Raw genomic sequence first — 19,071 nt, 5'->3', positions numbered from 1 at the left:
GCCTCAGTGTTGCTGCTGCTGGTAAGTGATGCTGGAACCCGTGCGTTTCAGGGCCACGACGAAGGCGTCGGCCAGGGTGGCCTTGGTGATCACGTCTTCCAGGTTGACACCCAGGTGCACGATGGTTTGCGCGATCTGCGGGCGGATGCCGCTGATGATGCAGTCGGCGCCCATCAGGCGCGCGGCGGCGATGGTTTTCAGCAGGTGCTGCGCCACCAGCGTGTCGACGGTGGGCACGCCCGTGATGTCGATGATGGCAATCAGGGCACCCGTGTCGACGATCTTTTGCAGCAGGCTTTCCATCACCACCTGCGTCCGGGCGCTGTCGAGGGTGCCGATCAGGGGCAGGGCCAGCACGTTTTGCCACAGTTGCACCACGGGCGTGGACAGTTCCAGCAATTCCTGCTGCTGGCGCAGAATCACCTGTTCGCGCGCCTTCTGGTAGATGGCGATGGTCAGCAGGCCCAGTTCGTCGAACAATTTGCTGGTGCTGATGATGGCGTCGCCCAGCTCTTGCGGCTGCGCCGTGATTTCCTTGCGCAGGTAGGCGAACAGCGGTTCCTTGAGGGCGAACATGAAGCTGGCCGTGTCGATCGGCGAATAGCCCTGGCGCACGCGCGACTGCGATATTTCAGCGATCAGCTGGCGCGTATCGTCCCAGGCGCCGCCTTCGATGTCGAACGAGTCGCCGCTGTCGAGGGCGCCCGCCAGCAGCGGCAACAATTGCGACGCCTGCTGGCGCAGTTCGTTTTCCGCGATCTTGTCGCGCCGCACCAGGCGGGCGACCAGGCCGGCCATCCAGCCGTCCAGCAGTGCCGTGTGGTGCTCGTTGATGATGCCGGCCAGTTGCTGCGCCTGGCCCGTGTCCGTATTGTTTTTCATGCTCATCCTTGGCGGGAGTGGAGGGGGCGGCACGGCCGCAAACGGGCACGCGCTGTGATGGATAAATTATAGGTAGCACTGGCTTTTGCTTGTGTTCTGTGCCGCACATAGTGGCGCATGTCGATCCAGATTTCCGCCGCAAACCTGCCGCTTTAAAGATGTATATGGTTTGCATGTTTAAGCGAATTCCGCTACACTGGCAACACTCAACAAGAGAAACACGCCATGAATATCGACAAATTCAAACAGCAGCATCTGGCCATCCTGGCCTCCATCGATGCCTTGCGCCAGCTGGCGCGCGGCGGTGTGGCCGCGCAGGCGCAGGCCATTGCCGAACAGATCATCGCCATGAGCGGCTTGATCAAGCTGCACCTGGCCGTCGAGCAGCGCTACCTGTATCCAGCCGCGCAGAGTTGCGGTGTGGCCAGGGTGGCCCAGTTGGGCCGCCAGTACGAAAACGAGATGCACGGCATCGCCGGCGCCTACCTCGATTTTGCCGGCCGCTGGAATACGCCCGTGCGCCTGGCGGCCGAGCCGGATGCCTTCCGCAGCGAAGCCAATAGCGTGCTGCACGCGCTGTTCCAGCGCATGCGGCGCGAAGACCATGAGCTGTATCCAGCCGTTGAAACGCTGGCCTGAGACCGCTTACCAATATACACAGGAGTTTTACATGCTGACCCAAGAACAACGCGCCATCATCACGGCCACCGTCCCCATCCTCGAACAGGGCGGCGAAGCGCTGACGCGCCACTTCTACAAGAATCTGTTCCGCGACCATCCCGAAGTGCTGCCGTACTTTAACCAGGCGCACCAGCACAGCGGCGACCAGCAGCGCGCGCTGGCCAATGGCGTGCTGATGTACGCCAAGCATATCGACCAACTGGCGGCGCTGGGCGACCTGGTGGCCACCATCGTCAACAAGCACGTGGCCTTGCAGATCCGCGCCGAGCACTATCCGCTGGTGGGCGCCAGCCTGCTGCAAGCGATCCGCGAAGTGCTGGGTGACGAAGTCGCCAGCGACGCCGTCATCGATGCCTGGGGCGCGGCCTACGGCCAGCTGGCCGACATCCTGGCCGGCGAAGAAGGGCGTATCTACAAGGCGCAGGCTGGCGCGCCGGGCGGCTGGAGCGGCGCGCGCGATTTTCTGGTGCGCAGCAAGACGGTGGAAAGCGGCGAGATCACGTCCTTCCTGCTGGCGCCCGCCGATGGCCAGAGCGTGCTCGACTTTGCACCAGGCCAGTATATCGGCGTGCTGGCCAGCGTCGATGGCGTGCCGATGCGCCGCCAGTATTCCTTGTCCGCTGCCAGCAATGGCCAGACCTACCGCATCAGCGTCAAGCGCGAAGCGGGCGGCAAGGTGTCGAATTTCTTCCACGACCACGTGCAGGCGGGCGACACCGTACAGCTGACGCCGCCATCGGGCGACTTCGTGCTGACGGACAGTGACAAGCCGCTGGTGCTGATCAGCGGCGGCGTGGGCATCACGCCGACCCTGGCCATGCTGATGGCGGCCCTGCGCGGCAAGCGTCCCGTGCATTTCATCCACGCGGCGCGCAACCAGAGCGTGCATGCGTTCCGCGCGCAGATCGACGCACTGGCCGCACAGCACCCGCAGTTGCAGCGTTATTACTGCTACGCGGAACATGACGGTGAGCAAGATGCACCGGACGCTGTCGGCTTGCTGAGTAAAGAGCAGCTGAATCACTGGCTGCCAGCCTCGCGCGACGTCGACGCCTACTTCCTGGGGCCGCAGCCGTTCATGCGGGCCGTCAAGCAGTATCTGCGCGAGCTGGGCGTGCCGGAGCGGCAGACGCACCATGAATTCTTCGGACCGGCAGCCGCGCTGAACTGACCTTGTCTGTCTTGTGTTGCTTCTGCGAGAAAAAATCGCTGCCGTAAGGGGCGGGTAAGCCTCGCGCTGTACTGTGAACCCAAGCTCGCATAAAAGAGCAGGCTTTTACATAACAGGAGGCAACACCATGCATGACGATCTGGTTCAAAAAATCAAGGGCGACCCCAATTATCATCGGCTGGTCAGGGTGCGTTCCAGCTTCGGCTGGGCGCTGACGGGCCTGATGATGCTGGTGTATTACGGCTACATTCTGCTCATCGCCTTCAACAAGGAATTCCTTGCCACCAAAACGGGCACCGGCGTGATGACCTGGGGCATGCCGATCGGCTTGTTCGTCATCTTGTTTACCGTGGTGATCACCGGCATTTATGTGCGCCGCGCCAACAAGCAATTCGACGAACTGACCAGCGCCATCCAGGCACGGGTGCAAGCATGAACCGCACCCCATCGATTCAACGCACATTTTCCTGCCTGGCAGCCCTGACCTTGCTGGCGGGCGCCAGCAGCAGCGTGCTGGCGGCCGGCGCCGATCTGGGCCAGGCAGTCAAGCAACCTACCAACTGGACGGCGATCACCATGTTCGCCGCCTTCGTCATCTTCACCCTGTTCGTCACCAAGTGGGCGGCCGCGAAGACCAAGTCGGCCTCCGATTTCTACACGGCCGGCGGCGGCATCACGGGCTTCCAGAATGGCCTGGCCATTGCGGGCGACTATATGTCGGCTGCATCGTTCCTCGGTATTTCCGCCGCCGTCTTCCTCAACGGCTATGACGGCCTGATCTATGCCATCGGCTTTCTCGTCGGCTGGCCCATCATCACCTTCCTGATGGCCGAGCGCTTGCGCAACCTGGGCCGCTACACCTTTGCCGATGTGGCCGCCTACCGCTTCAAGCAGGCGCCGATCCGCATTTTCTCGGCTTCCGGCACCCTCGTCGTCGTGGCCTTTTACCTGATCGCGCAGATGGTGGGCGCGGGCCAGCTGATCAAGCTGCTGTTCGGCCTGGAATACTGGATCGCCGTCGTCCTGGTCGGTACATTGATGATGATTTACGTGCTGTTTGGCGGCATGACCGCCACCACCTGGGTGCAGATCATCAAGGCCGTCATGCTGCTGGGCGGCGCCACCTTCATGGCCGTTGCCGTGCTGGCGCAATTCAACTTCAGCCCGGAAGCGCTGTTCGCCAAGTCGGTGGACGTGCACGCCGCCAAGGAAGCCATCATGGGCCCCGGTTCCTTCATCAAGGACCCGATCTCGGCCATCTCGTTTGGCATGGCGCTGATGTTCGGTACGGCAGGCTTGCCGCACATCCTGATGCGTTTCTTCACGGTGCCGAGCGCCAAGGAAGCGCGCAAATCCGTGTTCTGGGCTACCACCTGGATCGCCTACTTCTACATTCTGACCTTCATCATCGGTTTTGGCGCCATCGTGCTGGTGAGCACCAATCCCGAGTTCAAGGATGCTGCCGGCAAGCTGCTGGGCGGTAACAACATGGCGGCCGTGCATCTGGCCAAGGCTGTGGGCGGCAACGTCTTCCTGGGCTTCATGTCGGCGGTCGCGTTTGCCACCATCCTGGCCGTTGTGGCTGGTTTGACCCTGTCGGGCGCTTCGGCCGTGTCGCACGATCTGTATGCCACCGTCATCAAGAAGGGCAAGGCCACGGGCGCCAACGAATTGAAAGTGTCGCGCGTGACCACCATCGTGCTGGGCATTATCGCCGTCGTGCTGGGCATCGCGTTTGAAAAGCAGAACATCGCCTTCATGGTCTCGCTGGCCTTCGCCATCGCTGCATCGGCCAACTTCCCCGTGCTGTTCATGTCGGTGCTGTGGAAAGATTGCACCACGCGGGGCGCTACCATCGGCGGCTTCCTGGGCTTGACCACGGCCGTCGCGCTGACGGTGGTGTCGAAGTCCGTGTGGGTCGACGTGCTGGGTCATCCGGCGGCGCTGTTCCCGTATGCCTCGCCGGCGCTGTTCTCGATGACGGCAGGCTTTGTCGGCATCTGGCTGTTCTCGGTGCTCGACAAGAGCCCGCGCGCGCGCATCGACCGTGCCGGCTACGAAGCGCAGCAGATGCGTTCGGAAACGGGTATCGGCGCCTCCGGTGCCAGCGCGCATTGATGTTTTAGATCGTTACTGCAGGAAACAATGCCCGGCTTGCCGGGCATTGTTGTTTTTGGCGCGCGCTTACTTCGCCACGCGCAGGGGAATCACGCCCGCCGCCAGCGCCGGCACGCCCGGCGTCGCTTCGAGTATCGATGCCAGGGTCACCGTGTCGAGCACGGCCAGGAAGGCGGCCGTGGCCTGGCCCAGCTTGGCTTTCAGCAGGCAATCGGGCGTCAGCGGGCAAGTATTGTTTTCCTTGTTAAAACATTCCGCCATGAAAAAATCGTTTTCCGTCTCGCGCACCACCGTGCCGATATTGATCTCGGCCGGGTCGCGCGCCAGGCGCAGTCCGCCATTCCTCCCACGCACGGTTTCCACGATGCCTGACAGGCCCAGCTGGTGCACCACCTTCATCAGGTGATTCTTTGAAATCGCATGCAGGTCGGCGATGTCCTGGATGGTCACGAGGCGGTCGCGGTGCACGCCCAAATACATCAGGGTGCGCAGGGTGTAGTCGGTATAGGCAGTCAGTCGCATGGGGTTCACTTATAAAGATGTGGATTACATCCTTGTTTCAAGCCGCCAGCATACAGGAGAGTGCCTCGCCATCGCCACCGCCATGTGACTTGCGCCATCACTTTTCAGCCTGGAAAGACAAATTTGGTTGCCTTTCGCGTAAATGCGTAGTAAATTTTCATATTGTTGCCCTGGCAAACAGCTCGCAAGCCCTTTAAGGCCCGTTTGGCGTGGATTTTATTGATGAAAATCAAGAGGATGGTGAGACAATAAGGTAAATTTACTACAAAATGGATGATGGGCGTTTCCCGGGCCGGGAAGCGCGTACTACGCAATCTGTGCGGTGCCGCCGTGGCCGCCCCAGGAAATGAATACCATGCAAATGAATGAAGTGAAAGACGAGCTGCTGAGCAGCGATATCCGCCAGTTGGGCCGTCTGCTGGGCGACGCCATCCGCAACCACCTGGGCGACCCTGCCTTCGAGCGCATCGAGCATGTGCGCCAGCTGGCCATCCGTTTCCGCCGCGACAATGATGAAGCGGCGCGCGCGCAGCTGTCGGACGCGCTGCAAGCGCTGTCGCAGGAAGAAACCACGCAATTGACGCGCGCCTTCAGCTATTTTTCGCTGCTGGCCAACATTGCAGAGGACCAACACCACATCCGCCGCACGCGCGCCCATTTGATCGCCGGTTCGCCGCCGCGCCAGGGTAGCCTCAGCCATGCCGTCGGCAACGTGTTTGACGCGGGCAAGGCCGATGCGCTGGAAACCTTCTTTGAAGATGCGTTTGTGAGCCCCGTGTTCACGGCGCATCCGACGGAAGTGCAGCGCAAGAGCATCCAGAATTGCCAGATGGCCATCGCCCGCCTGTTGAGCGAGCGCGACCGCGTGCAAATGACGCCGGAAGAGGCGGAGCAAAACGAAGAAGCGCTGGGACGTGGCATCGTCACCCTGTGGCAGACGCGTTTGTTGCGCACCAGCAAACTGTCCGTCATGGATGAAGTGGCCAATGGCCTGTCGTTCTACGACCACACGATCTTGCGCGAATTGCCGAAATTGTATTCCTCGCTGGAAACCATGCTGGCCCAGCGCGATGCCCGCTGGGAAGATGCGGAATTGCCCAATTTCATGAAGGTCGGCAGCTGGATAGGCGGCGACCGCGACGGCAACCCGTTCGTCACGGCCGACATCCTGCGCAGCACCCTGCAGACGCAGGCCGACAAGGTGCTCGACTTTTATCTGGGCGAATTGCGCAAGCTCGCCTCGCAGCTGTCGCTGGCGCAAATCTTGAACGCCTGCAGCGAGCCGCTGCGCGCGCTGGCCGAGCGCTCGGCCGATGCCTCGCCGCACCGCGTCGACGAGCCGTACCGCCGCGCCTTGCATGGTATTCATGCGCGTCTGGAAGCGACGCGCGTCGCCTTGTGCGGCAAGGGCAAGCCAGCCGAAGGCGTGCAACCCTACGCTGCCGCGTTTGAGCTGCTGGCCGACCTGGACGTGGTGCAGCATTCGCTCGTCAGCAATGGCTTGCGCGCGCTGGCACGTGGCCGGCTGCGCCAGCTGCGCCGCGCCGTCAAGGTCTTCGGCTTTTCGCTGGCGCCGCTCGATCTGCGCCAGAATTCCGACGTGCACGAGCGCGTCGTGGACGAATTGTTTGCCGGCGCCCAGCCGGGCCTGGTCTACCTGGACCTCGATGAAGAGCAGCGCATCGCCGTGCTGCTGGCCGAGCTGGAGTCGCCACGCCTGCTGACGTCGCCATATGCGCAGTACTCGGACGAAACCACGTCCGAACTCGACATCTTCCGCGCCGTGCGCGAGGCCCACGTCAAATATGGCAAGGAATCGGTGCCGAACTGCATCATCTCGAAGGCGGCCAGCGTCTCGGACTTGCTGGAAGTGGCGCTGCTGCTGAAAGAAGTGGGCTTGCTGCGCCAGGACAGCCGCGAAGTGGACGTCAACATCATTCCCCTGTTTGAAACCATAGCCGACTTGCGCGCCGGTCCCGCCATCATGGCGCGCGCCTTCGGCTTGCCGTTCTACCGGGGATTGCTCGAGTCGCGCGCGGACCAGCAGGAAGTCATGCTCGGCTATTCGGACAGCAACAAGGACGGCGGCTTCCTCACCTCCGGCTGGGAACTCTACAAGGCCGAGATCGAGCTGGTGACGGTCTTCAAGCAGTATCAGATCAAGCTGCGTCTGTTCCACGGCCGTGGTGGTTCCGTCGGGCGCGGCGGCGGCCCCAGCTATGAAGCCATCCTGGCCCAGCCAGCCGGCGCCGTGCAGGGACAGATCCGTTTGACGGAGCAGGGCGAAGTCATCACGGCCAAGTATGCGAATCCCGAAGTAGGGCGCCGCAACCTGGAAGTGCTGGTAGCCGCCACCATCCAGTCGACTCTGCTGCCGCAGGCACAGCTGCAGCCGAAGGCTTCGGCCGGCGCGGGCCATCTGGCCGCCATGGAAGAATTGTCTGGCACGGCCCTGAACGCTTACCGCGACCTGGTCTACGGCACGGATGGTTTTGAGCAGTATTTCTGGGAATCGACGGTGATCGCGGAAATTGCTGCCCTGAACATCGGCAGTCGTCCCGCCTCGCGCAAGAAATCCACGTCCATCGAGGATTTGCGCGCCATTCCCTGGGTCTTGAGCTGGGCGCAATGCCGCTTGATGTTGCCGGGCTGGTTCGGTTTCGGTTCCGCCGTGCAAGCCTACCTGGTCGCCCATCCGGCGGACGGCGCGGACGTGCTGCGCGGCATGTACACGGATTGGCCCTTCTTTACGTCCTTGCTGTCGAACATGGATATGGTCCTGGCCAAGAGCGACATCGCCATCGCCGGCAAGTATGCGGAACTCGTCAAGGACAAGGTCTTGCGCGAAGCCATCTTTACACGCATCCGCGCCGAATACGCGGCCACGCTGGACGCCTTGAAGCTGATCACGGGCCAGGAAGAATTGCAGCAAGCCAATCCGCTGATGCAGCGCTCCATCCGCAACCGTTTCCCCTACATCGACCCGCTCAACCACGTGCAGGTGGAGCTGTTGAAACGTTTCCGCGAGGGTAAGCAGGATGCGGCGGCGCGCACGGGGATTCATTTGTCGATCAATGGCATTGCGGCGGGGTTGCGCAATAGTGGTTAATTCTTTTTAACCCAATGGCAAATGCTGGGGTCGGACCTTAAGGTCCGACCCCGGTTTTGGCACCTGGGTTGGTTCTAAGCAAAACAACAAGGAGACAGCATGACCATCAAAGTTGCCATCAATGGCTATGGCCGCATCGGCCGCAACGTCTTGCGCGCTTTTTATGAAGGCGGCAAGCAGCAGGATATCGAGATCGTCGCCATCAACGACCTGGGCGACGCCAAATCGAATGCGCACCTGACGCGCTACGATACGGTGCACGGCAAGTTTCCCGGCGTCGTCACCATCGATGGCGACAACATGCTCGTCAATGGCGACCGCATCCGCGTCTTCGCGCAGCGCGACCCGGCCCTGATACCGTGGGGCGAACTGGGCGTCGACGTGGTGCTCGAATGCACGGGTTTCTTCACCACCAAGGAAAAAGCCTCGGCCCACCTGAAGGGCGGGGCAAAGAAAGTCATCATTTCCGCACCGGGCGGCAAGGACGTGGATGCCACCATCGTGTTCGGCGTCAACCAGCACGTGCTGAAAGCCACGGACACGGTCATCTCGAATGCCTCGTGCACGACGAATTGCCTCGCGCCCTTAGTCAAACCGCTCAACGACGCCATCGGCATCGAATCGGGCCTGATGACCACCGTGCACGCCTACACGAACGACCAGGTACTCTCCGACGTGATGCATGAAGACTTGCGCCGCGCCCGCTCGGCCACGCATTCGATGATCCCCACCAAGACGGGCGCGGCGGCCGCTGTCGGCCTGGTCTTGCCTGAATTGAACGGCAAGCTGGACGGTTTCGCCATCCGCGTGCCGACGATCAACGTCTCGCTGGTCGACCTGTCTTTCATCGCCAAGCGCGATACGACGGTCGATGAAGTCAACGCCTTGCTGAAAACGGCGTCGGAAGGCGTGCTGAAGGGTATTCTGACGTACCAGACGGAACCGCTCGTCTCCATCGACTTCAACCATAACCCGGCGTCGTCGAACTTCGATTCGACGCTGACCAAGGTGTCGGGCCGCCTCGTGAAAGTGTCGTCGTGGTACGACAACGAGTGGGGTTTCTCGAACCGCATGTTGGACACCACGGTCGCCTTGATGGCGGCCAAGTAACAAGAACCACCGCTGATCCAGCGCACCAGGACGGCCGGCCCACAAGGCTGGCCCATGTAGTAACTCAGCAACTCATTATAGAAAGCAGCACACCATGACCATGCAAGTACAGCAACGCGCCACCAAGATCGTTTCCACCATCGGCCCCGCTTCGAACGATATCGAAACCCTGGTCCGCATGTTCAAGGCCGGCGTCGACGTCGTGCGCCTGAACTTCTCGCATGGCAAGGCGCAAGACCATATCGACCGCGCCCGCATGGTGCGCGAAGCGGCAGCCCTGTGCGGCCGCGAAGTGGCCATCATGGCCGACTTGCAAGGCCCGAAGATTCGCGTCGGCAAGTTTGAAGAAGGCAAGATTTTCCTGGAAAATGGCATGAAGTTCATCCTTGACGCGAAATGGGGAGAAAACGGTGAACTGGGTAACATCGAACGCTGCGGCCTCGACTACAAGGAATTGCCGCGCGACTTGCGTACGGCTGACGTGCTGCTGCTGAACGATGGTCTCATCGTCTTGACAGTCGACAAGGTCGTCGGCAGCGAAATCCACACCACCGTGAAAATCGGCGGCGAACTGTCGAACAACAAGGGCATCAACCGCCAGGGCGGCGGCCTGTCCGCGCCGGCCCTGACGGCGAAAGACATGGAAGACGTCAAGACGGCGATGAGTTTCCAGGCCGATTACGTGGCCGTGTCCTTCCCGAAAAACGCCACCGACATGGTCATGGCGCGCCAGCTGGCCAATATCGCCGGCGAAGCGTGGGATCACAAGCCGATGATGATCGCCAAGATCGAGCGGGCGGAAGCCATTCCCGCGCTGCAAGAGATTCTCGACGCTTCCGACGGCATCATGGTGGCGCGCGGCGACCTGGCGGTCGAGGTGGGCAATGCGGCCGTGCCGGCCTTGCAAAAGCGCATGATCAAGATGGCGCGCGCGTCAAATAAACTGGCGATCACGGCCACGCAGATGATGGAATCGATGATCGTCAACGCAGTGCCGACGCGCGCGGAAGTGTCTGACGTGGCCAATGCCGTGCTCGACGGCACGGACGCCGTCATGACGTCGGCGGAAACGGCCTCGGGCCGCTACCCGATCGAGACGGTGGAAGCGATGGCCGCCATTTGCCTGGACGCGGAAAAGTGGGATACCTGCAAGCTGGACGCCGATTTCCTCAACGCCACGTTCTCGCGCATCGACCAGTCGATCGCCTATGGCGCCCTGTTTACGGCCCATCACCTGCGCGTGAAAGCCATCGCCACCTTGACGGAATCGGGTTCCACGGCCTTGTGGATGAGCCGCTGCAACATCGACATCCCCATCGTCGCGCTGACCCCCAGCGTGGGCACGCGCCGCAAGCTGGCCCTGTACCGCAACGTCAGCACCCTGGAATTGACCTCCGGCACGGACCGCGACAAGGTCTTGCAGCAGGCGGAAGACTTGCTGCTGGAACATAAGGTCGTGACCAAGGGCGACACCGTCGTGCTGACCTGGGGCGAGCCGATGGGCAAGGTCGGCGGCACGAACGCGCTGAAAATCATGAAGATCGGCCAGCACTGAGCGATGGACGGCCAGCTTAAGAAGGCATGAAAAAGCTGGCCGCAGCGGTGCACCGCCGCGCAAATACACAAGTTGCCGTTGCCGTGCCCGTATTTCCGTGGAAGCATGTCTTTTCACAAGCGTCCAGCCTTCCACCTATGAATGAGTGATTGCGGCGACCCACATACCAATGGGCTTTACTGCGCACAATTTGAGTTGCGAGAACACCTACAACACGTCGCACAAAATGGGCGCGCTAGGCTATGTGTACCGAACTAACTTTCGCTTGCACTCGCAGCTGATTCCGTGAGGTTCAATACTGAGGCAGTTTCCCAATTTGGCATGATTTTGAGGGCTATAGAGGTTCTTCTTCGTGTAATATGTCTAAATTGCAATAAATGCGGACAGGCCTCGGCATGCGGAGTTATGAGTCAATCATTGTAGAAGCGGAATTGCTGGCCTTGCCACCGGAAACTGTGAGAGTCAGGCTTATAGAGTATGCGAGCCAGGCTAAGGGATACGATCCCAAATACCCGCTCGACGAGGAAGCAGAGGAAGCGTTGCGGCTACGGCGGGATCCGCTCATTGACCTGTCCTTGGCGCAATACGGCCGCTATCTCGATTCCATTAAGCCGATTTTTCACTGCAATCCGCCAGGCTCCGCGGTGAGATTAGCCACGCTCGCAAACCAGAATTTCAGAAACGGTTTCCTCTCGCACTTCCCAAGCGGGCTGTTTGGGGACCCCGAAGACCAGATTCAATGGTTCATCAACGCCGAGAAGGTCGAGCTCGAGGCACTGTTCAGCAACCCTACTCTCGAAGATCGGTTCCTCAGATCAGTGTTGGAGCAGGAAGCGGAGTTCGCCAAGGTTCCAGAAGATCGATTCAGATACATTGTTAGCATCTTGGCGTATAACCCGCGCATGAGCACAGAGCGCCAATCAGATTACATGGACGGCCAAGACGAATACAATTACGAATCGGTCTTTGATGCTGCGTGGACCCTTGCCGACAAGGTGGAGCCAACCAGCCAGTGGGCGCATGCGTTAAGCTGGCTATATGCGAATACGCTACGCAAGGCCCCATATAAGATGAAGCCGCTCGAAATCGCAGAACGGTGGCGCCCTGACCCAACGAACGTCGAGATCATGGCGAAGGAGGTGACTGAGGCGTCCCCCGGCTTCCTGTCCCAATACGAGATGGTCCGCGCGGGCCTTGCACGCTTGGCTGGTGAAAATAATGACAAACTTCTGCAAGACCTGCTCACACACGAAGATCGGGCCTTCCGCGCTGCCGCTTACATCGACTATCCGCTAACGCAAGAGATGATCGACGCCGCGTACGAAAAGGACGGCGAGATGGCCTTTCAATACTCAATCGGCAACGAGCATTTGTGGCGCACCACTGATGGAAGGGAGATGCTGCGATCGCTTGCGTGGATAGTGAATGAAGCAGACGGCTCAGGCCACTTGGACGCGCCGAATCAGTTCAGAAGTACTGAAGCGCATATGGAGAAGCTGCATCCAGACTGGTTCAAAGACGAGCCAAGCAAGCCTCAGGATGTCGAAGGCGCAGTCAATCCTGACGATGTGCCCGCGACGCGAGCAGATCTGGCTCAGGCATTCGTTCTCTTGAAAAACGAGATGGATAATAATAAAGTAGTTAAGCGACTAGACTGGGTCTTTTGGATCACTCTTTTTATTGCCGCTTATTTAGTCGTCAAAATTCAATAACCAGACGCCTGACTTTTACATAACTTCTTTAAAGGTTAGTTTTAAGCGAATTAGAGCCAAGCCAATTAACGGAAACTGGCAATCAATATTGATAAGCGCATTTACGGGCTGCACAACGCGCTGACTTAGTGACGGCCCGAGTCTTTCCCGCCTCACCAGGCGACTGCGGAGTGCATGATGACGACCTATTTGCCTGCCTTGGTCTGGTCCCTGTCGGCCTTCGCCTGCCTCTTCATTGCCAAACGCCTATCCTTGAAAACAACGGCTGTCGGGGCCGTCCTGGTAGCTTTGCCGGGGCCGCTTGCCATTCCCTTCGTGCTGGCCGCAAAACCGGATCAATGCAAGCTGGCTTGACTCAGGCGCCGCTAAACGTGCGGCCGCTACGCTTGTCCCTTTGCTATATTTTCACCTTTTAGCAGAGGACATACCCATGAAGCGCAGCGCGACCTTGTTCCTGATGACTATTCTTCCCCTGTGCGCCGCCACGTTCGCCACAGCGGCCGAGCCTGCGCAGCGCCTGCAGCGCGCCACGGGGCTGTGGAAGGTGACGCCCGCCACCTCGCCGTTTTCCTGGGAAATCTGCGTCGACCAGCAGCGCGACCGCCTGATCGATGACGACTTGTGGAGCGACTTCGAGCAGGAGTGCACGATGGCGTCGCAAAGCCGCGAGGGCGACAGCTATACCTTCCAGTCCAGCTGCCCGGGCGCCAGGCTGGCGGGCACCTTCAAGGGCGACCTGGCCAAGGCGTACACCCTGATCGCCGACACCACCGTGGAACTGAACGGCAAGACCGAGGTGCAGCGCACGGAACTGGCGGGCGTGTTCCTCGGTGCTTGCCCGGCAGGGCTGGCGCCGGGCGCGAAGAAAATGCGTGGCGGCATGGTGATGAAGAGCTTGTATATCAACCGATAAGCGCTGGCAACCGCGCTGAAACAACGGTTTCCAGCGATAGGCAGGCGCCGGCATTGACGCCGGAGGCAAGGATTTGTGATAATGAGAATTATTATCAATTAGTCGCGCCTTGCCTTGCGCGCATCGGAGTCCCCTAGTGAATACTGCGCAGTCCAGCGAGTCGATAGCAGGCATCTACAGCAGCCACCACGGCTGGCTGATGCGCTGGCTGCGCGCCAAGCTGCAGTGCGCCGACCATGCGGCCGACCTGGCGCAGGATACCTTCCTGCGCCTGCTGACGGCGCCGCCGGAAGGCCGGCAGACCTTGCGCGAACCGCGCGCCTACCTGACCACCGTGGCGCAGCGCTTGCTGATCGACCATTACCGGCGCCTGTCGCTGGAGCAGGCGTGGCTGGAAACCCTGGCGCAGCAGCCCGATCTGCTGATGCAGTCTCCTGAAGAGCGCTTGCTGGTACTGGAGGCCTTGCAGCGCATCGATGCCATGCTCGATGGCTTGCCGCCGCTGGTGCGCAACGCCTTCCTGCTGGCGCATGTTGACGGCCTCGCTTACGGGGAAATCGCGCGGCGCCTGGCCGTGAGCGAGCGCAGCATCAAGCGCTACATGGTGCAGGCGTTTGAACGCTGTATCCTCTTGATCCTGTGAATGCCGCGATCGACCCACGCGCCGCCCGCGCGGCGGCGCAATGGCTGGTGCGCCTGCATGGGGGCACCTTGAGTCCAGATGAGCAGCAAGCCTTCCAGGCCTGGCGCGCCAGCGATCCCGCGCACGCAGCAGCCTGGCAGCGGGCCGAGCTGGTGTGCGGTACCCTGGCCAGCGTGCCGCCCGCGCTGCGCCAGACGGCGGACGCGGCGCCGTCGCCGCAGCGGCGTGCCGTGCTCTACGGCCTGGCCGGGCTGATCGCGGCCGGACCGGCGCTGTGGCTGGCCAGCCAGTCGGCCCCATGGCAGGTCTGGCGCGCCGCGATCCGCACGGCGCGCGGTGAGATCCGCCACATGACCTTGCCGGACGGCACGCAACTGGTGCTCAACACGGACACGGCCATCGACGTGCACTTTGACGACGCGGCCCGGCTGGTGGTCTTGCATGGGGGCGAACTCCATGTCGCCACGGCGCACGACGGGGCCGTGCCCGCGCGCCCATTCCTCGTGCGCAGCAGCAATGGCAGCGTGCGCGCGCTGGGCACGCACTTCAGCGTGCGCCAGGGTGGCAGCGTGCTCGCACCGCGCACGCAGGTGGCGGTCAGCGAGGGCGCCGTCGAGATCCGACCAGCGCAGGCGCCCGATACCGTGCGCAGGGTCAATGCGGGCCGGCAAGGTAGTTTTGATGAGCGTGCCGTTTCCTCCTTGTCGCCGCTGGCGCCGCACGCTGCCGGCTGGCTGCAGGGCGTGCTGATCGCCGAGCGCATGCCGCTGGGCGAGGTGCTGGCGCAGGTGGCGCGCTATCGCTACGGCGTGCTGCGCTGCGATCCTGCGCTGGCCGCCATGCCCGTGGACGGCATCTTCCAACTGAACAACCCGGACAACATCCTGCTCTTGCTGCAGCGATCCTTGCCGATCCGGCTGGTGCGCCGCACGCGCTACTGGATCAGTGTCGAGGCGGCTTGAGAGCAAGCGCCACTATTTACATTTTGCCTGTCCCTTTTTTCAGATTGCTCCGTCATACAAGGTAGAGAACGAACAATCCGAACCATCGAAAGGGTCCACATGGCTTTGCAGTACCGCAGCTTGACAACAGCACGCATGACGCTCCATCCCACCACCGGCGCCGTGCGCGCCGCGCTGGTCCTGTTCCTGGCCGTGGGCGCGGCCGGCGCCGGTTTGCCGCAAATGGCGCTGGCGGCCGAGTCCAGCCCGGCCGCCAAGCTGCGCGATTACAGCATTCCCGCCGGCAGCCTGCGCGATGCGCTGTCCACGTTTGCCATCGCTGCCGGGATCAACCTGTCCACGCAGGGCGTGGCGCTCGACGGCCTGGCGACGCCGGGCTTGCAGGGCCGCCATGGCGTCGCGGCCGGCCTGCAGCAACTGCTGCAGGGCAGCGGGCTGGAAGTGCTTGCAAACGGCAATGGCAATTACCTGTTACGTAAAATCAGTAGCAGTACGGCCGATGGCGGCCTGGACAGCATGCCCGCCGTGATCGTCAGCGCCGAGGCCGACCGCGCCACGGAAGGCACGGGTTTATACACGTCGAGGAATCTGTCGACGGCCACGGGCTTGAATCTGTCGCAGCGCCACACGCCGCAAACGGTCAGCGTGATGTCGCGCCAGCAAATGGAAGATTTCGATTTGACCACCTTGCAGGACGTGGCGCGCGCCACGCCCGGCCTGTACGGCAAGACGCAGGGCGTGTCCGACCAGGAAACCACGTATTTCGCGCGCGGTTTTGCCTTGAGCCACGTGAGTGTCGATGGCTTGCCGCTCGATGTCACGGGTTTCAATGAGCGCAACGTCTCGGCCGACATGCTGATGTACGACCGCGTGGAAGTGGTGCGCGGCGCCACCGGGCTGATGGAAGGGGCGGGCGCGCCGTCGGGCAGCATCAACATGATACGCAAGCGCCCCACGGCCACGCCCTTGCTCAATGCGTCCGCTCACCTGGGCAGCTGGAAGGACCGGCAACTGACGGTGGACGCCAGCAATGCGCTGAACGAGTCGGGCAGCCTGCGCGGGCGCGTGGCAGCCAGCTGGCGCGACAGCGACAGCTTTGTCGATGTGGTCAACAATACCAATGGCACCGTGTATGCGATCGTCGAGGCGGACCTGACGCCGTCGACCACGGCCGGCATCGGTTTTTCGCGCCAGCACAGCCGCACCGACGGCGTGTTCGTCGGCTTGCCGACCTTGCCCGACGGCCGCCACATGGCCTTGCCCCGCTCGACTTTCCTGAACAATGCCGACTCGTTCCAGAAACGCGACAACAACGTCGTCTTTGCCGACCTGGAAACGCAGCTGGAGAAGGGCTGGCGCAGCCGCTTCGCCATCACCCACATCGATGCCTCGTCGAGCACGCGCAATACCACCAACAGCCGTGTCGATGGCGAAACGTATCTGCTGGAACAGTCGGAAACGGGCTGGAAGTACAACACGCAACAAGTGGTGGCCAACTGGCGCTTGAGCGGCCCCGTCACCTGGTTCGGCCGCCAGCATGACGTCATCGTCGGCGCCAGCTACCGCCATGACGATTCGGACGCGGCGCAGAGCTGGGAAGGTGCGGGAAAGCGCGTGTTCGACCTGCGCCAGTGGAATCCCCGTGCCTACCCGATGCGCGGCGCGCCGTTCGAGCCGTACAACTGGGGCCGCAAGACGGACGAGAAGGGCCTGTATGCGGCCGGCAACTTCAGCCTGGCCGATCCGCTGCGCCTGGTGCTGGGCGGGCGCTTCGGCTGGTATGCGCAGGATGTCACGGGCTGGTATGCCAGCAAGCCGACGTGGCGCCGCGACCTGACGGAAAACGCGAAGTTTACGCCGTACGCGGGTCTGGTCTACGACCTGGACGCGCACCATTCCGTGTATGCGAGCGGCACGCAGATCTTCCAGCCGCAAAGCGTGCTCGATGTACAGGGCAATACCTTGCCGCCGTTGAGCGGCACCAACCTGGAAGCGGGCATCAAGGGTGAGTATTTCGGCGGCAGGCTCAATGCCAGCGGCGCGCTGTTCCGCATCAAGCAGAATAACCGCGCCATGGCCGATGAAGTCAATTGCCCCACGGGCGGCGCCATCTATTGCGCCCGCGCGGCCGGGCAGGTAAAAAGTGAAGGCGTCGACTTGCAGTTGTCGGGCTCGCCTCTGCCGGGCTGGCAGATCGCGGGCGGCTACACCTATGTGCTGGCCAAGTACACGAAGGATAGCGTGGCGGCAAATATCGGCCAGCGCATCGCCACCGATGAGCCGAAGCAATTGTTCAAGCTGTACACGACGGTGCAGCTGAGCGGCAGCCTGGCAAAATGGAACCTGGGCGCTTCCGTCTACGCCCAGGACAAGATTGAGCGCCGCGACAAGGCTTACCTGACGCAGCAGGGCGGCTACGCCATCGTCGGGCTGACGGCCGGCTACCGCCTGAGCGAGCAGCTGCAGTTGCGCGTGAGTGTCGACAACGTGTTGGACCGCCGTTATTACCAGGGCCTCGGCTATTCCTGGTCGGGCGGGCTCGAACGCTACGGCGCGCCGCGCAGCGTGCTGCTGTCCCTGAATTACAAGCTGTAGCCGCTGCGCCAGCAGAGCGCGCCCGTGCGGGCGCCTCTGCTACACTGCCGCCGTCTTCACTTTCACACTGCTCCCATGTCCGCCACGCCAGTCCTGACGCCCCTGAAAAGCGCTTTCCAGCTATCGCGCACCGAGAATAACATCGAGCTGATCCTGCCCGAACTGCTGGCCGCACAATTGCACGTCGTCATCGGCGGGCAAAGCGAGCAGATCGACCTGTTCCTCGTGCCGTCGCCGAACCCGGAGCGCCAGTGCGTGACGGTGGCGGAAGACCCGGCTTTCCTGGCCGGCATCGCATTTCCCAAGCTTCCCGTCACGGGCGCTCAATTAGTCGCTTCGATTCCGCCCGAGATCGAGATCGTTATTCTGCATGGCGATGGCGCCAACTACCTGACGCGCGAGCAACTGGCGTGGTTCCGCCGCATGTTGGCATCCAACGCTTGAGCGGCATTCCCGCCAGGCCCTGCAAGCCGGTGCGCGCCGAATGGATACGCTTTGCGCCGGCCGACGATGCCAGCTCCCATGCGGCGATGATGGCCAATCTGCGTCCCGTGCTGTGGCGCAGCGTGCTGCTGGGCGGCTGCGCCCTGATCCTCGCCTTTGTCCTGCAAGCCGTCTGGCGCGATGTGTCGTACGCGGGCGAGGCAGTGCTGCTGCTCCTGCCGGCGCTGGCCGCGTGGACCATCGGCCTGGTCCTGCTGCCGGATCGCAATCTGTCTTTTCATGTCGAAATCAACGACGCTGGCCTGTTGCTGCGCCGGGTGGCGCGGCGCCTGCCCGGCCATGGCAAGGAGCTGCAACTGGCGCCGCAGCAGATACGCGCGCTGGAGGTGGTCAGCTACGCGGGCCCGGTGGATGTCTACCGCGGCGGGCCGCCGATGGCGCGCCTGGAGTTGCTGCTGCACACGACCCTCGACGCTTGCCCGCTGATCCGCGTGGTGGGCATGGATTTGCCCGTGCCGCAGCGCTGGTCGTTGCGGCAGATCAAGGACGAGCTGAGCCGCCGTTGTGCGCTGGCCGGCATTGCCGTCAGCGAGACGGCCGGCCCGCATTACCAGTCGTGCGCCGCCATCCGCGCGCGCTGGCCACAGGCGTAAT

Annotated in this window: 17 protein-coding genes; 15 read left to right on the top strand and 2 right to left on the bottom strand. The window is 62.0% G+C overall.

What is annotated here, in order from left to right; translation table 11 throughout:
• Positions 1-3: 3 nt before the first annotated feature.
• Complete coding sequence (locus CNX70_RS17025) at positions 4-888, bottom strand: STAS domain-containing protein (protein WP_425269189.1); 885 nt, start codon at positions 886-888, stop codon at positions 4-6.
• 219 nt (positions 889-1,107) lie between these two features.
• Between CNX70_RS17025 and CNX70_RS17020 the strand changes: the two genes are divergently transcribed.
• The 4 genes from CNX70_RS17020 to CNX70_RS17005 all read left to right on the top strand — a co-directional run bounded on the left by CNX70_RS17020 (position 1,108) and on the right by CNX70_RS17005 (position 4,852).
• A complete protein-coding gene (locus CNX70_RS17020; RefSeq protein WP_096235677.1) occupies positions 1,108-1,521 on the top strand; it encodes a hemerythrin domain-containing protein in 414 nt (137 codons plus the stop codon).
• Between the two features lie 31 nt (positions 1,522-1,552).
• A complete protein-coding gene (gene hmpA, locus CNX70_RS17015) occupies positions 1,553-2,734 on the top strand; it encodes an NO-inducible flavohemoprotein (protein WP_096235676.1) in 1,182 nt (393 codons plus the stop codon).
• A gap of 127 nt (positions 2,735-2,861) precedes the next feature.
• Positions 2,862-3,170: a DUF485 domain-containing protein gene (locus tag CNX70_RS17010; RefSeq protein ID WP_096235675.1), complete on the top strand. Its 309-nt coding sequence runs from the start codon at positions 2,862-2,864 to the stop codon at positions 3,168-3,170.
• Positions 3,167-4,852 carry a cation acetate symporter gene (locus tag CNX70_RS17005; RefSeq protein WP_096235674.1) on the top strand — a complete coding sequence of 562 codons (1,686 nt, stop codon included), beginning with the start codon at positions 3,167-3,169 and terminating at the stop codon, positions 4,850-4,852. Before CNX70_RS17010 ends, CNX70_RS17005 begins: the two co-directional genes overlap by 4 nt.
• A 66-nt stretch (positions 4,853-4,918) precedes the next feature.
• Here CNX70_RS17005 and CNX70_RS17000 read toward each other — a convergent pair whose 3' ends face one another.
• Entirely contained in the window at positions 4,919-5,374 is a 456-nt protein-coding gene (locus CNX70_RS17000) for an RrF2 family transcriptional regulator (RefSeq protein ID WP_071077110.1), read from the bottom strand.
• 355 nt (positions 5,375-5,729) lie between these two features.
• On the opposite strand from CNX70_RS17000, the gene ppc reads away from it, so the two are divergent.
• The 11 genes from ppc to CNX70_RS16945 all read left to right on the top strand — a co-directional run bounded on the left by ppc (position 5,730) and on the right by CNX70_RS16945 (position 19,070).
• Entirely contained in the window at positions 5,730-8,483 is a 2,754-nt protein-coding gene (gene ppc / locus CNX70_RS16995; protein ID WP_208624435.1) for a phosphoenolpyruvate carboxylase, read from the top strand.
• Between the two features lie 99 nt (positions 8,484-8,582).
• Positions 8,583-9,593: a type I glyceraldehyde-3-phosphate dehydrogenase gene (gene gap / locus CNX70_RS16990; protein WP_096235673.1), complete on the top strand. Its 1,011-nt coding sequence runs from the start codon at positions 8,583-8,585 to the stop codon at positions 9,591-9,593.
• 100 nt (positions 9,594-9,693) lie between these two features.
• Positions 9,694-11,148 (top strand): pyruvate kinase, encoded by a 1,455-nt coding sequence (pyk, locus tag CNX70_RS16985; RefSeq protein ID WP_096238511.1) that lies wholly within the window; start codon positions 9,694-9,696, stop codon positions 11,146-11,148.
• Positions 11,149-11,543: 395 nt separating this feature from the next.
• Positions 11,544-12,860 (top strand): RNA-binding protein, encoded by a 1,317-nt coding sequence (locus CNX70_RS16980; RefSeq protein WP_157751074.1) that lies wholly within the window; start codon positions 11,544-11,546, stop codon positions 12,858-12,860.
• A 174-nt stretch (positions 12,861-13,034) separates the two neighbouring features.
• Positions 13,035-13,214 (top strand): hypothetical protein, encoded by a 180-nt coding sequence (locus tag CNX70_RS16975; protein WP_096235671.1) that lies wholly within the window; start codon positions 13,035-13,037, stop codon positions 13,212-13,214.
• A 76-nt stretch (positions 13,215-13,290) separates the two neighbouring features.
• Positions 13,291-13,773, top strand: coding sequence for a DUF3617 domain-containing protein (locus CNX70_RS16970; protein WP_096235670.1), 483 nt, complete (start codon positions 13,291-13,293; stop codon positions 13,771-13,773).
• Positions 13,774-13,909: 136 nt separating this feature from the next.
• Entirely contained in the window at positions 13,910-14,416 is a 507-nt protein-coding gene (locus tag CNX70_RS16965; RefSeq protein ID WP_096235669.1) for a sigma-70 family RNA polymerase sigma factor, read from the top strand.
• A complete protein-coding gene (locus CNX70_RS16960) occupies positions 14,413-15,378 on the top strand; it encodes a FecR domain-containing protein (protein ID WP_096235668.1) in 966 nt (321 codons plus the stop codon). Before CNX70_RS16965 ends, CNX70_RS16960 begins: the two co-directional genes overlap by 4 nt.
• A gap of 135 nt (positions 15,379-15,513) precedes the next feature.
• Positions 15,514-17,973, top strand: a complete 2,460-nt coding sequence (locus tag CNX70_RS16955) for a TonB-dependent siderophore receptor (protein WP_244198835.1) — start codon at positions 15,514-15,516, stop codon at positions 17,971-17,973.
• 75 nt (positions 17,974-18,048) lie between these two features.
• Complete coding sequence (locus CNX70_RS16950; RefSeq protein ID WP_096235666.1) at positions 18,049-18,417, top strand: hypothetical protein; 369 nt, start codon at positions 18,049-18,051, stop codon at positions 18,415-18,417.
• A complete protein-coding gene (locus CNX70_RS16945) occupies positions 18,414-19,070 on the top strand; it encodes a hypothetical protein (protein WP_096235665.1) in 657 nt (218 codons plus the stop codon). Before CNX70_RS16950 ends, CNX70_RS16945 begins: the two co-directional genes overlap by 4 nt.
• The last annotated feature ends 1 nt before the right edge of the window (position 19,071 follow it).

This window comes from Janthinobacterium svalbardense (assembly GCF_002327145.1).
Classification (GTDB): Bacteria; Pseudomonadota; Gammaproteobacteria; order Burkholderiales; family Burkholderiaceae_D; genus Janthinobacterium; species Janthinobacterium tructae.
This window is presented reverse-complemented; position numbering and strand designations above follow the sequence as displayed.

What these genes read in the sequence shown, in the direction of transcription:
- CNX70_RS17005 (WP_096235674.1), top strand. Translation starts at nt 3,167, where the DNA reads ATGAACCGCACCCCATCGATTCAACGCACATTTTCCTGCCTGGCAGCC.
- CNX70_RS16970 (WP_096235670.1), top strand. Translation starts at nt 13,291, where the DNA reads ATGAAGCGCAGCGCGACCTTGTTCCTGATGACTATTCTTCCCCTGTGC.
- CNX70_RS17020 (WP_096235677.1), top strand. Translation starts at nt 1,108, where the DNA reads ATGAATATCGACAAATTCAAACAGCAGCATCTGGCCATCCTGGCCTCC.
- CNX70_RS17000 (WP_071077110.1), bottom strand. Translation starts at nt 5,374, where the DNA reads ATGCGACTGACTGCCTATACCGACTACACCCTGCGCACCCTGATGTAT.
- CNX70_RS17010 (WP_096235675.1), top strand. Translation starts at nt 2,862, where the DNA reads ATGCATGACGATCTGGTTCAAAAAATCAAGGGCGACCCCAATTATCAT.
- CNX70_RS16975 (WP_096235671.1), top strand. Translation starts at nt 13,035, where the DNA reads ATGATGACGACCTATTTGCCTGCCTTGGTCTGGTCCCTGTCGGCCTTC.
- CNX70_RS17025 (WP_425269189.1), bottom strand. Translation starts at nt 888, where the DNA reads ATGAGCATGAAAAACAATACGGACACGGGCCAGGCGCAGCAACTGGCC.
- CNX70_RS16955 (WP_244198835.1), top strand. Translation starts at nt 15,514, where the DNA reads ATGACGCTCCATCCCACCACCGGCGCCGTGCGCGCCGCGCTGGTCCTG.
- ppc (WP_208624435.1), top strand. Translation starts at nt 5,730, where the DNA reads ATGCAAATGAATGAAGTGAAAGACGAGCTGCTGAGCAGCGATATCCGC.
- CNX70_RS16950 (WP_096235666.1), top strand. Translation starts at nt 18,049, where the DNA reads ATGTCCGCCACGCCAGTCCTGACGCCCCTGAAAAGCGCTTTCCAGCTA.
- CNX70_RS16980 (WP_157751074.1), top strand. Translation starts at nt 11,544, where the DNA reads ATGCGGAGTTATGAGTCAATCATTGTAGAAGCGGAATTGCTGGCCTTG.
- hmpA (WP_096235676.1), top strand. Translation starts at nt 1,553, where the DNA reads ATGCTGACCCAAGAACAACGCGCCATCATCACGGCCACCGTCCCCATC.
- gap (WP_096235673.1), top strand. Translation starts at nt 8,583, where the DNA reads ATGACCATCAAAGTTGCCATCAATGGCTATGGCCGCATCGGCCGCAAC.
- pyk (WP_096238511.1), top strand. Translation starts at nt 9,694, where the DNA reads ATGCAAGTACAGCAACGCGCCACCAAGATCGTTTCCACCATCGGCCCC.